This window comes from Caulobacter segnis ATCC 21756 (genome assembly GCF_000092285.1).
In the GTDB taxonomy this organism is placed as follows: Bacteria; Pseudomonadota; Alphaproteobacteria; order Caulobacterales; family Caulobacteraceae; genus Caulobacter; species Caulobacter segnis.
Genome location: NC_014100.1, coordinates 2,208,217 through 2,221,596 on the forward strand (window position 1 = coordinate 2,208,217; position 13,380 = coordinate 2,221,596).

General features: G+C 68.6%; 12 protein-coding genes. 6 read left to right on the forward strand and 6 right to left on the reverse strand.

Annotated elements, in window-relative coordinates; genetic code table 11:
• Nucleotides 1–2: 2 nt before the first annotated feature.
• From CSEG_RS10145 to CSEG_RS10165, 5 genes are read right to left on the reverse strand one after another with little or no spacing between them, the layout of a single operon-like run.
• Nucleotides 3–674 (reverse strand): peroxiredoxin-like family protein, encoded by a 672-nt coding sequence (locus CSEG_RS10145; RefSeq protein WP_013079143.1) that lies wholly within the window; start codon nt 672–674, stop codon nt 3–5.
• A complete protein-coding gene (locus CSEG_RS10150) occupies nt 671–1,057 on the reverse strand; it encodes a 4Fe-4S dicluster domain-containing protein (protein ID WP_013079144.1) in 387 nt (128 codons plus the stop codon). Before CSEG_RS10150 ends, CSEG_RS10145 begins: the two co-directional genes overlap by 4 nt.
• Nucleotides 1,057–2,631, reverse strand: coding sequence for an FAD-dependent oxidoreductase (locus CSEG_RS10155; protein ID WP_013079145.1), 1,575 nt, complete (start codon nt 2,629–2,631; stop codon nt 1,057–1,059). The genes CSEG_RS10150 and CSEG_RS10155 overlap by 1 nt, the downstream gene beginning before the upstream one ends.
• Nucleotides 2,628–3,575 (reverse strand): ABC transporter substrate-binding protein, encoded by a 948-nt coding sequence (locus CSEG_RS10160; protein WP_013079146.1) that lies wholly within the window; start codon nt 3,573–3,575, stop codon nt 2,628–2,630. Before CSEG_RS10160 ends, CSEG_RS10155 begins: the two co-directional genes overlap by 4 nt.
• Before the next feature lie 10 nt (nt 3,576–3,585).
• On the reverse strand, nt 3,586–6,216 hold the full coding sequence (locus tag CSEG_RS10165; RefSeq protein WP_053463745.1) for a TonB-dependent receptor plug domain-containing protein: 2,631 nt from the start codon (nt 6,214–6,216) through the stop codon (nt 3,586–3,588).
• A gap of 254 nt (nt 6,217–6,470) precedes the next feature.
• Here CSEG_RS10165 and CSEG_RS10170 point away from each other — a divergent pair, with 254 nt between their 5' ends.
• Complete coding sequence (locus CSEG_RS10170; RefSeq protein WP_013079148.1) at nt 6,471–7,823, forward strand: FAD/NAD(P)-binding protein; 1,353 nt, start codon at nt 6,471–6,473, stop codon at nt 7,821–7,823.
• Here the strand turns inward: CSEG_RS10170 and CSEG_RS10175 are convergent.
• Nucleotides 7,820–8,656 (reverse strand): LysR substrate-binding domain-containing protein, encoded by an 837-nt coding sequence (locus CSEG_RS10175; protein ID WP_013079149.1) that lies wholly within the window; start codon nt 8,654–8,656, stop codon nt 7,820–7,822. The genes CSEG_RS10170 and CSEG_RS10175 overlap by 4 nt on opposite strands.
• Before the next feature lie 212 nt (nt 8,657–8,868).
• Here CSEG_RS10175 and CSEG_RS10180 point away from each other — a divergent pair, with 212 nt between their 5' ends.
• The 5 genes from CSEG_RS10180 to CSEG_RS10200 are packed head-to-tail and all read left to right on the forward strand — an operon-like array spanning nt 8,869 to nt 13,360.
• The gene (locus CSEG_RS10180; protein ID WP_227878908.1) at nt 8,869–9,594 is read left to right on the forward strand and encodes an ABC transporter permease subunit; all 726 of its coding nucleotides are present in this window, start codon (nt 8,869–8,871) and stop codon (nt 9,592–9,594) included.
• 2 nt (nt 9,595–9,596) lie between these two features.
• A complete protein-coding gene (locus CSEG_RS10185) occupies nt 9,597–10,394 on the forward strand; it encodes an ABC transporter ATP-binding protein (RefSeq protein ID WP_013079151.1) in 798 nt (265 codons plus the stop codon).
• Complete coding sequence (locus CSEG_RS10190) at nt 10,391–11,557, forward strand: acyl-CoA dehydrogenase family protein (RefSeq protein WP_013079152.1); 1,167 nt, start codon at nt 10,391–10,393, stop codon at nt 11,555–11,557. The genes CSEG_RS10185 and CSEG_RS10190 overlap by 4 nt, the downstream gene beginning before the upstream one ends.
• The gene (locus CSEG_RS10195; RefSeq protein ID WP_013079153.1) at nt 11,554–12,504 is read left to right on the forward strand and encodes a D-isomer specific 2-hydroxyacid dehydrogenase family protein; all 951 of its coding nucleotides are present in this window, start codon (nt 11,554–11,556) and stop codon (nt 12,502–12,504) included. The genes CSEG_RS10190 and CSEG_RS10195 overlap by 4 nt, the downstream gene beginning before the upstream one ends.
• A 13-nt stretch (nt 12,505–12,517) precedes the next feature.
• A complete protein-coding gene (locus CSEG_RS10200) occupies nt 12,518–13,360 on the forward strand; it encodes a class II aldolase/adducin family protein (RefSeq protein WP_013079154.1) in 843 nt (280 codons plus the stop codon).
• Nucleotides 13,361–13,380: the final 20 nt, after the last annotated feature.

The following is a 13,380-nucleotide window of genomic DNA, read 5'->3' on the forward strand; positions in this document are numbered from 1 at the left end:
ATCTATTCGGCGGGAACCAGGGTGATGTCGCGAACGGCCTCGAGCACAGGCTCGGCCTCGGTGCGGACCAGCCAGTCGGGGCTGACGTCGACGAAGCGGACGACGCGCTCATGGTCGATGACGACCACGGCCGGCTGGGGCAGCTCCCAGGTTCCGGTGCCCGTGGTCTCTCCGATGAAGGCGCCCTTGGCGCGCTGGGCCGCCTGGCTGGCCTCGTCCGCGGTGTAGAGGACGCCGAACTGGCGACTGAGATCATTGCCGAGGTCGGAGGCGACCTTGAAGCTCAGGCCATGGCGGACCTTGATGTCCACGAGCCGCTCGGGAACCTGCGGGCTGACGGCCACCAGCGTCGCCCCCAGATCGCGCAGGGCCGGCGCCAGACGCTCTTCGTAGTACGGCAGCGCGATGTTGCAGGCCGGGCAGCCGGCGAAGCGGAAGAACACCAGCACCGCCGGGCCGCGCTCCAGCAGGCGCTCCAGCGACAGGTCGCCGCCCTCGACATCCTTCAGGACGAAGGGGGCGAGACGCTGACCGACCTGGACCCAACGCGTCGGATCGGCGGTCTCCACCAGCGTGCGCCGCTGGTCGACATTGATCTTCAAGGCGGCCGGATCCCAGGTGCGCTCGCGTTCGGCGTGGAGATCGGCCAGGCGTTCCTTCAGGCTCTTGCTCATCGGACATCCTCGGTGCGAGCGGTCTTGGCGGCGGCGGTTTCGATCGCCAGCAGGCGAGCGCGCTCGAAGATCGCTCCCATCCGCCAGTGTTGGTTGGTGTGGGTGGCGGCGTGCTCGCCCCAGCCGTGGTCGCGGCGGAAGGCGCCCAGCTGTCCGGAGGCCAGGGCCTGGTCGGCGCCGACGCCGATGACCCGATCGACCTCGGGCCAGACGAACAGGGCGTCGGCTGGACAATAGAGCTCGCAGAGCAGGCAGGTCTGGCAGTCGACCTGATGGGCGATCACCGCCTTGCCGCCCTCTCCCACCCGCAGCACGTCGCTGGGGCAGGCCTGGACGCAGTCGCCACAGCCGGTGCAGCGGTCCTCGACGACGACTTCGATCATCAGGCGACCTCCGCGTGGGCCGGAGCCGTCTCGAAGCGCGTGAAGACGCGGTCGAGGCCTTGCGCCCGCTGGCGACTGGCCAGCCGCGCATCGGGCGCCGGCGCGTCCTCGCGGCGGTGCATTCCTCGGCTTTCGCGGCGGGCCAGAGCCGCGGCCTTGCTCCAGCGCCCGGCCGCCACCAACGCGGCGGCCTCCCGAAGGCGCAGCGCCCCCCTGCCCTGCGCCTGGCCATGATCGGCCAGTTCGCGCCAGACGCTGTCCAGCCGCTCCAGGGAGGCCGTGAGCGCCTCGCCGCGCCGGAAGATGTTCTTGTCGTAGGCGTTGAGCTCTTCGCGCACCGCCTGGACCGCGCCAGCCGTATCGAAATCGCGGGCCTTGCGACGAGGCGAGAGGCCGGCCTGCCCCGTCGCGATCACGAGAGCGTCGGCGCGGGCTCCGAGCGCTCTGCCCTTCCGCGCGGCCGCCGCGCCCGCCCACTGCCCTGATGACAGGGCCCAGGACGAATTGACCGCGCCGCCGCCAGAGACGGCGCCGGTGACGAGCTCGCGACTGGCGGCGTCGCCAGCGACATAGAGGCCTGGGACAACCGTCTGGCAGTCCTCGTCGTCGACCCGGAGCCCGCCGATCCCGCGCACGGTGCCTTCGGCATGCAGGGTCACCTCGAAGCGATCGCGATACGCGTCGATCCCCATCCGATCGAACGGCAGGACAAAGTTCGGCTGCACCTCCGGCATGATCGCCCGGATGTCTTCGGGCACGCGATCCAGACGGCAGAAGAGCGGCCCCTTCAGCAGCGCGCGGGCCAGATGCGGGGTGACGTCCGGCCCATTCGGAATGTCGAGCTCGTTGTCGTCGGCGTCGAACCAGCGCGCGAAGCTGTAGGCCATCGACCGGGCCATGTTCGTGCCGGCGACGGACGGGGTGTAGTAGTTCGAGAACTCCATTCCGGAGAGGTCGGCGCCTGCCTCCGCCCCCATCAGCAAGCCATCACCGGTGTTGGTCGCCGAGCCCAGCAGGCGGGAGGCGAAAGCGACGCCACCGGTGGCGATGACGACCGCGCCCGCCCGGATGGTCCAGGGCGTCTCGCCGCGCAGGGCCAGCCCCGTGGCGCCGGCGATCGAGCCGTCGCCATGCCGCAGCAGCTGCAGCGCCGGGTGGTGGTCCAGAATGCGGGCTCCGGACGCCAAGGCGTAGGCGCGCATCGCCACCATGTATTCAGGCCCGCGTAAGGCGCGGTACTGGACCTGACCCGTCTCGTCGGTCGAGAAATCGTAGTAGTCGGAAAGCTTGGGCAGGCTGCTCCAGGTAAGATCAAGGATGCGCCGCATCCACTCGGGGTCGCCCAGCCCCAAGGCGCGTTGCACGCGGTCGGCGACGGCGGCCTCGCGCCGCTCGGGCGGGACCCACCAGTGGCCGGGACCGGCGGTGGCGGTGACGCCGCTGGTCCCGCAATAGCCCTTGTCGACCAGGACGACGTCCGCGCCTTCGCGAGCCGCCGCCACGGCCGCCCACGCGCCGGCCAGGCCGCCGCCGATCACCAGGACGTTCGTCGCGAGGGACAGCGGGTCGCTCATGACAGCGTCCCGTTGAACGAAGCGTCGAACGCGCCGGCCGGATCGCGCGAACTGGTGATTGCGCCCGCCGCCCGGAAACGGTCGAGCACCGCTGTGGCCTCGGTGACCGAGTCCTGCCCAATCGGCGTCGGCAGCAGCCGGTAGTTTCGCACCGTGTTGAGCGCGATCTCGTCCGAAAGCCCCGTCTCCCGCGAGAGCACCTTGGCGAAGGCCTCGGGATTGGCGGCCGCCCATCGCCGCGCCTTTGCCAGGCGGCGCAGGAAATCCTCGACCTGGGGGCGCTTGTCGGCGATGGCCCGCTCGCTGGCGGCCTCGTAGCCGAAGCCGCTGATCACCCCCGTTCCATCGGCCAGGATCCGGGCCGCGTCATGCAATCTGGCGAGAGCGATGTACGAGCCCCAGGTGACCCACGCGTCGATCGATCCCGCCGTGAACGCGGCCTTGGCGTCGCCGGGCGTCAGATAGACCAGAGTGACGTCGGCCGGCTTCAGCCCGGCGTTCTCCAGCACCCGCAGCAGCAGATGGTGGCCGATCGAGCCTCGGCCCGTAGCGATCTTCCTGCCTCGCAGGTCGGCCGGCGTCCTGATCGGCGAGTCCTTGCGGACCAGGATCGCCGTTCCGCCGCCGCCACTCTTGCCAGCCTGGACGGCCTTGATCTTGGCGCCGCCGGCGTAGGCGAACAGGAACGGCGCATCACCGGCTTCGCCAAGGTCCACGGCGCCCGCCGACAAGGCTTCGAGAAGCGGCGCGGCGGCAGGGAATTCGCTCCACTCGATCCGGTACGGAGCGCCCTCCAGCGCGCCGGACGCGAGCAGGACCGCCTTGGTGCCGCCGCGCTGGCTGCCGACCTTCAGAACCGGTTGGCCGTCGCCCTTGGCGCAGGCCGCGAGCGAGGCGGCGAGCCCCCCGAGGGCGAGACCGGCGATGAGCTGACGTCTGTCCATCGCGCCCTCCTCAGAACCGCTGAGTCAGGCGGGCGTAGTAGTAGCCGCCGGTGATGCCGAAGGGCGAGAAGGTCCCGAATTGTCCCGTGCCCTGGTCGGCGTTGATGATCCCGATCTTGTCCGGATGCTTGTCGAACAGGTTGTTGGCGCCGATGGCGACGCTGGTGGTCTCGCGCACCTGCCAGCCGATATCGAGGTCGGTGATCCACTTCGGACTGTAGGTGCGGTCGAGGCTCGCCGAGGTTCCCGCTTCGGTGTAGCGGCCATGGCGGGTGTTGCGCAGGCCGACATTCCAGGCGCCGCGAAGCCATTGCGCGCCGAGGATGATCTTTTCGCGCGGCGTGCCGACGGTCAGATCAGCGATCTTCTGGCGGTCGAACAGCACGAGGTTCGGATTGACCGCCTTGAGGACCGCCGGAGTCGCCTTCAGCTTGGTAATCTTGGTCTTGTTGAAGGCGTAGGCGGCGTTGAGGTTCAAGCGCCCGAACTCGCCGAGGTTCACCCCATAGTCAGCAACGAAATCGGTCCCAGTCGTCCGGGTCGAGACGGCGTTGGTGTAATAGGTCGCCGTCAGGCCTTGCGGGAACCGCGCCAGCAGCGGCGCCAGATCCGCGCGCGACGCCAGTTGGGTCACGGAGAGATCCAGGTTGCTTGTGTCGACGATCCGGTCGTCGATATCGATCTGGTAGGAGTCCAGTGTCAGCCTCAGGCCCGCGAACGGCTCGGCGGTCAGGCCGAAGCTGTAGTTGGTCGACTTCTCCGGTTTCAGCGGTTCGGCGCCCAGGGCCTTGGCCTCGGCGCTGTCGGTGCGCAGGACCTTGGTCGGGAAGGTCAGATATTCCCCAGGCGTGCACGGCGCGCCGCGGAAGATGTTGTTGGGCGCGGCCGCGCAGAGGCTGCCGTTGATCGTCGAGGTCGCGAAGATGGTTTGGCCCAGCGACGGGGCGCGGAAGCCGTTGCTGACCGTGGCGCGGACGGCGTAGCCCGGCAGGAACTCCCAACGCGTCGTCAGCTTGCCGCTGGTGGTGTCCCCGACGCCCTTGCCATAGCGCTCGTAGCGTCCCGCGACGCCGACGTACCAGGTCTTCGTCAGGTTGGTCCCGAGATCGACATAGGCGGCGCCGCTGTTGCGGCTGGCCGAGCCGGCGTCCTCGGGCGCGGTGCCGGCGTAGGAGGCCAGACCCGGGTTCGGACGCAGGCCCGCGAAGGGCTGTCCTGCCGGGATCACATAGTCGCCGACGATATAGGACGCCTCATCCCCCGCCTCGATAAGGAATCGCTCGTAGCGGTGCTCGAGACCCCAGGAGACCTGCAGTGGGTTTCTAAGCCAGCCGGTGATCTCGCGCGTCACGTCGAGATTGTTGGTCCACTGACGGAACTCGTGCGTGGAGAGATGGAAATAGGTCGGGCTGGACGGGCCTAGAGTAGCGTTCAGCGTGTTTTGCCCGTCGAGCTGAGCGTGATCCTGCGCCAACGTGGTCGAGAGGTCCCAAGACCAGCCGGCCGTTTCGCCGCGCGCGCCGAAGCTGCTCTGGAAATCGAGCTCGAAGATGCGGCGCAGCGCGTTGAAGCCGTCGGGATAGACCTCGGGCAGCGAATTGCGGTTAAGCGGCCTTCCCGCCGTCACGCCGGCAACTGGCGCCAGGTTGGGCAGGAAGCTGCCGGTGTTCTTCTTCGACGATCGATGGCTGAGTGTGCCCGAAGCGTAGAGGTTCAGGTCGCGCCAAGGCAGTTCGGCGTTGTAGGACGCCGCCAGAATATCCTCTTCGCCCGGCCCATAGCTCTTGCCCCAATAGTAGCGGTCGGCGGTGGCGTCGCGCGGATCGGGCGTCACCGTGGTCACGCCGTTCACGGTCGTCACCGTCGGCTGGTAGATGTACTGGGCGCGCGAGGGGACGGACCGGCTGGCGGCCTCGTTGTTCTTCCAGTTCAGGGCCAGATGCAGGAAGCCGCCGTTGTCGCCCAACGGCCGACCCCAGTTCAGCGTGGCCGACCGCGTGTCGCCATCGCCAAGATAGTTCTGGCCGCCGGTGTAGCTGAACGAGCGCTCATCGACGCCGTCCTTCAGGATGATGTTCACGACGCCGGCGATCGCGTCGGAGCCGTATTGCGCCGAGGCGCCATCGCGCAGCACCTCGATCCGCTCGATGGCCGAGGCCGGGATGAAGTCGAGATCGACCGGAGCCCCGCCGCGCCCGACGCGGGCGAGGTTGTTGATCAGCGCCGTCGTGTGGCGGCGCTTGCCGTTGACCAGGAACAGGGCCTGGTCGCCGTTCAAGCCGCGCAAGGTGATGGCGCGCACCGTCCACGAGGTGCCGCCGCCATTGATGCCCGGCAGATTGAACGACGGGATCAGGGTGTTGAGGACTTCCTTCAACCCGACCTTGCCGGTCGTCAGAAGCTGCTCGCCGCCAATCACGTCCACGGGCGCTGGACTGTCGGCGACGGTGCGCCGCGCGCCGCGCACGCCGGTGACGATCAGGCTTTCGACGGCGTTGGTTCCCTCGGCGTCGGCGGTCGCAGCCGGACCCGTCGTGGTGGTGTCAGCGGCGTAGCCTGGCCCGGCGATGGCGGCGACAGAGGCGCAGGCCAAAAGCGCGGGGCGCCATCGAGACGTGTTGAAGCGTTCAGGCAAGATCAAAGAACTATCCCCCACCCGCTCCGTGCGGGCGTTCCATGTTCGTCGGATGTCAGCTCCGGCCCTTGGAGCGTCGGCAGGGCGACCATGGCGCGGGCCGCCAGGCCTCGCGATGGAGTATTTCTCTGAGCAAAATCAGAGTTTTATATATCTTTCCTAGTCATAAGACGCTTGAGGCGCGCGCATATCCGCGAAGGCGTCTTGCCTTGGACGAGGCGATCGCGCACAAAATCCCAGTAAATTTATAGAGTTTTGCCATGAGCCGCTCTTCAGCGCCGATCATCGCCGTCGTCGGGGCGGGCTTCAGCGGGGTCATGACCACCCTCAATCTGCTGGCGCAGAGCCGCGCGGCGAAGGTTCTGCTTTTCGAAAAACGCGCGCCCGTGGGTCTCGGCGCCGCCTATTCGACCCACAATCCAAGCCACAAGCTCAATGTGCGGGCGGGCAATATGAGCGCTTGGCCCGATCGGCCGGATCACTTTGTGGCCTGGCTCTCCGACCAAGGGCTCGACGTCGGCCCCGGCGGCTTTGCCCGTCGCGCCGACTATGGCCGCTATCTCCAGGCGCAGATCGCGGAGATCGCCGAAGGCCCCGAAGGCCTAGGTCGCCTCGTCGTCAATCCGGATGCGATCGTCGGCATCGCGCCTTCAGGGCAAGGCTGGCAGCTGACCACGGCCCTTGGCCGGCGCTACGACGCGGATGCGGTGATCCTAGCATTGGGCAATCCGCCGCCATCGCGGCCGCAAGGCGTCGATGAGGCCTTCGCAGCATCAGAGGCCTATATCGCCGACCCCTGGCGATGGCGCGCCAGCGAGTTACCGGAAGGCTCGGTCATGCTGATCGGCACGGGCCTGACCATGGTCGATGTCGCCCTGTCGCTGGATGACGCCCAGCCGGGCCGCCCGATGCTCGCCTTGTCGCGGCGAGGCCTGGCGCCGCTGCGCCACGAGGGCGCGCCGAGCCCCTGCCCTGCGCCGCCGAGCGACCTGTCGCCGGTAGCGCTGATAGCCTGGCTGAGGCAAACCGCTCGCCAGCGCGGCTGGCGCACGGCGATCGACGCCGTCCGCCCCGTGACCCAGGTGCTTTGGCGAAGCTGGTCACCTCGGCGCCGGCAGGCCTTTCTGCGCCACGCGCGTCCCTTCTGGGATATCCATCGCCATCGCCTTGCCCCGGAAGTCGCCGACCGCATCGACGCGATGCGCGCCAGCGGCCAGCTTGTGATCGCCGCGGGCAAGATCCGTGAATTGAGCCTCGGCGCCGACGACCATGCGATCTGCAAATACCGCGCGCGGGGCGGCAAGGCCGGCTACGCCTTCCGCGCAATCCGGGTGATCAACTGCACGGGCCCGACCGGCGACATTCTCGCCGCGCGTGACGACTTGGTGCGCGACCTCGTCCGCCAAGGCCTCGCACGCCCTGACCCGCTCGGCCTGGGCTTCGACCTGGACGACGACAACCGTCTGCGCGACGCCAGCGGCGAGGCTATCCCGCGTCTTTTCGCCGTCGGGCCATCCACGCGCGCGGCCCACTGGGAGATCATCGCCGTGCCCGATATCCGCGGCCAAGCGGCCGCCGTCGCGAAGACCGTTCTCACCGATCTCGACCGCTAGAGCGCCAGTGCTGCGGCGTGGACCAGCTGGGCCAGTTTGTCGATGGCCGAATGGGGCGAGGCATTGATGCGCTGAACATAGGCGACATCAGGCAAGGATGGCAGGCGATTGCCGGCCAGTGGCGTGCGATCGGGCAAAAACAGCGCGGTGCGGCAGGTCACGGCGAGGCCCGCCTGCACCGCCGCCCTCAGGGCCGACAAGCTTGGCGTCTCCATCGCCACCCGATACGGCCGGCCATCCCGCTCGAGCGCGGCCAAAGCCGCATCCCGGAACCGGCAGGGAGTCTCGAGAATGGCGATCGGCAGCACGGGGCTGTCGGCCAGAGCGGCCTCGCCATGCCACACCATCGGCGTGACCTGGACCGCGCGGGGATCATCCGCCGCGCCCATGCAGAGCACGACGTCCAGGCGATCGGCCTCCAGAAGACCTAGCAGTTCCGGAGAGCCCGCCACCCGCACATGCAGCTGGGTGTCGGGATTGAGGCTGGCGAACCTCGCCAGCACGCCCGATAGCAAGGTCTCGGCGAAGTCCTGAACCAGCCCGACGCGCGCCGGTCCCGCCAGGGCGTCACCGGTTAGCGCCACGACGGCCTTGTCGTTCAGCGCCAGGATCTCGCGGGCGCGAGGCAGAAGCGCCTGGCCAGCCGGGGTCAGGATCAGCCGGCGCCCATCGCGATGGAACAACGGCGTCAGCACCGTCTCCTCCAGCCGCTTCATCTGCAGGCTGAGCGCCGACTGGGTGACGAACACCTTCTCGGTCGCGCGCAGCATCGAGCCGGAATCGACGATCGCGACGAAGCTTCGCAGCAATTCGGTCGGCAGGTTGGTGACCATCCGCGCCCTCTTGAGATTTGCTAATAAGACCCGTGAGGATAAGTCTATTGATAGAGTAGGAATTAAGCGTCCTTCTTTTGGACCCGCGACGACCGCGTCGCAACGGTTTCCGACGAAGGAGCGTCCCAGTGTCTCTGGCGACCACCTACAGAATTTCTGAAGCCAAGCCATGGCGATGGCCAAGCCTGTCCCGCGCCCGCTGGCTTTCGCCTGTGGCGTTGCTCCTCCTGTGGGAGCTCGGGGCGCGGGTCGGCGTGGTCCCGCCGCGCATCCTGGCCGCCCCCTCAACCGTCCTCGAGACTTTCTGGACCCTGACGGCCTCAGGCGAGTTGCCCAAGAACCTCGCCGTCTCGCTGGCCCGAGCCGGGGCTGGACTTTCGATCGCGCTGGTTGTCGCGGTGACGCTCGGCTTGATCTCCGGCCTTTCGCGGTGGGGAGAGACGCTGGTCGACCCTCTCATGCAGATCAAGCGGACGATACCGTCTCTCGCCCTGACGCCATTGTTCATCGTCTGGTTCGGCATTGGCGAGACGCCGAAGATCGCCTTGATCGCCGTCGCCGCGACTTTCCCGCTCTATCTGAACCTGTTCTCCGGCATCCGCAGCGTCGACGTACGACTGGTCGAGGCGGCGCGCAGCTTTGGTCTCCGAGGATGGAGCCTCGTCCGGGAGGTGATCCTTCCCGGCGCCCTGCCCTCGTTCTTCGTTGGCCTGCGCTACGCCCTGGGCGTCTCGGTGCTGGTGCTGGTGATCTCAGAGCAAATCAACGCCCAGGCGGGCCTTGGCTACCTCGTCAACAACGCCCGCGACTTCATGCGCACCGACATCATCGTCGTCTGCCTTGTCGTCTACGCCCTGCTTGGCCTCGGCGCCGACACCCTCGTTCGCACGCTGGAGCGCAAGGCGCTGGCGTGGCGTCCCAGCCTCGTGGAGCAATGACCATGGCCGCCCTTCAGCCGCGCCTTCGCCCGACCTCCGCCACGCCTGGCGCAGGGCCGGCCGTCCGCCTACACAACTTCGTACGCCGCTTCGGCGACAACACGGTCATCGCCGGGCTGGACCTGTCGATCGCTCCAGGCGAGTTCGTCGCCCTGCTCGGCGCCAGCGGCTCGGGCAAGACCACCCTGCTGCGCACGCTGGCGGGACTCGACGCGGCCGGCGACCAGGACGTCCACACACCCGATGCGCGCGCTGTCGTGTTTCAGGACGCCAGGCTCCTGCCGTGGAAGAAGGTCTGGCGCAACGTGGCGCTCGGCCTCTCGGGTGGAAACGTTCGGACCCGCGCCGAGGCGGCGCTGAAGGAGGTCGGCCTCGGTCATCGGCTCGACGCCTGGCCCACCACCTTGTCTGGCGGCGAAGCGCAACGCACGGCTCTGGCGCGCGCCCTAGTCCGCGAACCCGGTCTCCTGCTGCTGGACGAGCCCTTCGCCGCCCTCGACGCCCTGACTCGCCTGAAGATGCACGATCTGGTGCTGTCGCTGTGGCGCGAGCACAGTCCGGCCGTTCTGCTCGTCACCCACGACGTGGACGAAGCGGTGGCCCTGGCCGATCGCGTGCTGGTGCTCGACAAGGGGCGGATCGCCGCCGAGGAGAAGATCACGCTGGAGCGTCCCCGGGCGCCGGACGCCCGCTTCCAGGCGATCCGGCGCCGCCTGCTGGGTCATCTGGGCGTCGAGGCCGCCCCGGCCCATGGCGAGGGGCATCTGGTCGCTTTTCCTACCGGCGAGGTGGTGCTGTGAACGCGCCGGTTCGCCGTTTCGAGGCGCGGGCCAGCTTGCCCGATCTCGACGCCATCCTCCCCGAGTTGACCCGGGCCTTCGCCGCCACCGCCGCCCAGCATGATCGCGAGGCCAGCTTCCCGGCCGAGAACTTCAGGCTCCTGCACGAAGCGGGGCTGCTGGCCCTGACGGCGCCGGCGCGTCTGGGCGGACTGGAAGCCGACCTGCCGACCGCCCTGAAGGTGATCTCGGCCGTGGCGCGCGGCGAGCCGGCCACGGCGCTGGTCCTGGTGATGCAGTACCTGTTCCACGCGTCGGTCGAAGGCCGCTCGGGGTGGCCTGAGCACTTGAAGCGCCGTGTGATCGATGAGGCGATCGAGCATGGCGCCCTGATCAACGCTCTGCGCGTCGAGCCCGACCTGGGCACGCCCGCCCGCGGCGGTCTGCCGGCGACGATCGCCCGCCGCACGCCGGAAGGGTGGCGGATCAGCGGACGTAAGATCTATTCGACTGGTTCGACCAACCTGACCTGGTTCGTGGTCTGGGCGCGCAGCGACGATGCCGAGCCCTTGGTCGGCGGTTGGCTGGTGCGCGCCGACACGCCGGGCGTCGTGATCGAGGAGAGTTGGGATCACCTGGGGCTGCGCGCCAGCGCCAGCCACGACGTGGTTTTCGAGGACGTCCTGGTCCCACTGGATCATGCCTTGGACCCGCAACCGCTCGGCGCGCCGCCGCCCTACCCAGCCAGTTTCGCGGCCTGGTCGGCGGTGCTGACCGCGGCGATCTACGACGCGGTGGCGCGCGCGGCGCGGGACTGGCTCGTCGAGTTCCTGATCGATCGAAAGCCCGCCAACCTGGGCGCCTCGCTCTCGACCCTGCCGCGCTTCCAGGAAGCCGTCGGGGAGATCGAAGGCCTCTTGCTTTCCAACCGCGTCCTGCTCGACACCGCCGCGCGCGGCGAGGTCGGCGGCGTCGAGGCCAGCCTAGTCAAGCACCTCGTCACCGAGAACGCGATCACGGTCGTCGAAAAGGCGCTGAGGCTGACCGGCAACCCCGGCCTGACCCGCGCCAATCCGCTGGAGCGCCACCATCGCGACGTGCTGTGCGGCCGCGTCCATACGCCCCAGGCCGACGTCGTTCTGACCAGCGCCGGCCGTGCGGCCTTCGCCGGGGGCGCGCGATGAGCCGCATAGTCGTCGCCAGTCAGTTGCCGGAGGTGTTCAATAGCGTCTTCGCCCAGCACGTGGCGGACGCCGACATCGTGGCCGTGCCACCTGGCCTGACCGCGCCCTTGCCGCCGAAGGCCAAGGTGCTGGTCGCCGCGCCGTTCCGAAAGGCGGGCGGGACCCTGCCCGACCGGGCGCCGCCTGGTTGGCCGTTCGACGTCCGCTGGGTGCAACTGGTCTCGGTCGGCATCGACTTCTATCCGCCCTGGCTGTTCGAGGGGCCGATCGTGACCTCGGCGCGCGGGTCGTCGGCCATCGCCCTTGCTGAATTCGCCTTGGCCGCGATCCTGGCCGAGGCCAAGCGCTTGCCCGACATCTGGATCGACACCGCCGAGCGCTGGGCGCCGCAGCAGCTGAAGCTGGTCTCGGGCTCGACCCTGGGCCTGGTCGGCTTCGGCGCGATCGGTGAGGCCCTGGCGCCACGCGCCCAGGCGCTTGGGATCAAGGTGCTGGCGGTCCGCCGCTCCGACGCGGCCATCCCCGTGCCTGGAGTCGAGCGCGTCGCGGACCTCAAGACCCTGTTCGAGCGGAGCGATCACGTCGTGCTGGCCGCGCCCGCGACGCCGCAGACCGAGCGGATCGTCAATCGCGATCTCCTGCTGCACGCCAAGCCTGGCCTGCATCTGATCAACATCGCTCGCGGCGCGCTGATCGACGATGAGGCCTTGCTGGCCGCCCTGAACGAGGGCCGCGTCGCCCGCGCCAGCCTGGACGTGACCTATCCCGAACCCCTGCCCGAGGGCCACCCGTTCTACAGCCATCCTCGGGTTCGGCTTTCGCCGCACACCTCGGTGCACACGCCCGACACCCGCATCAACCTGGCGACCCAGTTCGCCGAGAACCTGGCCCGCTTTCGGACCGGCGAACCCTTGGCGGGCGTCGTCGATCTGTCGCGCGGCTATTGAAGGACATCGCGCCATGACCGCCATCCCTGCGCCCAGGGCCTTCCAGCCCGGCGCGCCGCATCCCGCCAAGATCGACACGGTGCTGCCCGAGTTCGGCTCGAGCGAGATCCCCCGCCAGCCGACGATCGAGGCCGAGAGGCTTTATCGCAAACAGCGGCTGGCCGCCTCTTACCGGCTGTTTGGCCGCTACGGTTTCGACATGGGCGGCGCGGGCCACATCACCGCGCGCGATCCCGAACTGACCGACCACTTCTGGGTCAATCCGTTCGGCGTCCACTTCTCCCGGATCAAGGTCTCGGACCTGATGCTGGTCAGCCATGCGGGTGAGATCGTCCAGCCGCCCGCCAAGGTCCCCGCCCGCTTGAACCGCGCCGCCTTCGCCATCCATTCCCAGCTGCACGAGGCGCGCCCGGACGTCGTGGCCGCCGCCCACTCGCACTCGCTGTACGGCAAGGCCTGGTCGGCGCTGGGTCGTCTGCTGGATCCGCTGACCCAGGACTCGGCGGCCTTCTACGAGGACCACGCCCTGTTCGAGGAGTTCTCGGGCGTCGTGCTCGACACCAGCGAGGGCAAGAAGATCGCCCAGGCCCTGGGCCCGAAGAAAGCGGTGATCCTGCAGAACCACGGCATCCTGACCGTCGGCCAGTCGGTCGAAGCGGCGGTGTGGCGCTATCTGGCGCTGGAGAACGCCTGCCAGACGCAACTCTTGGCCGAAGCTGCCGGCGCCACCAAGCCGATGCCGCCCGAGGTCGCCAAGCACACCGCCGGCCAGGTCGGCACGGAGGTCGGCGGCTTCTGGGCCTTTCAGCCGTACTGGGAGATCGTCACCGAAGAAGAGCCGGATCTGTTCGACTGATGACCGGCTTTTCCCTTTCC

Bases quoted from the DNA above. Each gene is read 5' to 3' on its own strand.
- CSEG_RS10145 (WP_013079143.1), bottom strand. From the start codon at position 674: ATGAGCAAGAGCCTGAAGGAACGCCTGGCCGATCTCCACGCCGAACGC.
- CSEG_RS10150 (WP_013079144.1), bottom strand. From the start codon at position 1,057: ATGATCGAAGTCGTCGTCGAGGACCGCTGCACCGGCTGTGGCGACTGC.
- CSEG_RS10155 (WP_013079145.1), bottom strand. From the start codon at position 2,631: ATGAGCGACCCGCTGTCCCTCGCGACGAACGTCCTGGTGATCGGCGGC.
- CSEG_RS10160 (WP_013079146.1), bottom strand. From the start codon at position 3,575: ATGGACAGACGTCAGCTCATCGCCGGTCTCGCCCTCGGGGGGCTCGCC.
- CSEG_RS10170 (WP_013079148.1), top strand. From the start codon at position 6,471: ATGAGCCGCTCTTCAGCGCCGATCATCGCCGTCGTCGGGGCGGGCTTC.
- CSEG_RS10175 (WP_013079149.1), bottom strand. From the start codon at position 8,656: ATGGTCACCAACCTGCCGACCGAATTGCTGCGAAGCTTCGTCGCGATC.
- CSEG_RS10185 (WP_013079151.1), top strand. From the start codon at position 9,597: ATGGCCGCCCTTCAGCCGCGCCTTCGCCCGACCTCCGCCACGCCTGGC.
- CSEG_RS10195 (WP_013079153.1), top strand. From the start codon at position 11,554: ATGAGCCGCATAGTCGTCGCCAGTCAGTTGCCGGAGGTGTTCAATAGC.
- CSEG_RS10200 (WP_013079154.1), top strand. From the start codon at position 12,518: ATGACCGCCATCCCTGCGCCCAGGGCCTTCCAGCCCGGCGCGCCGCAT.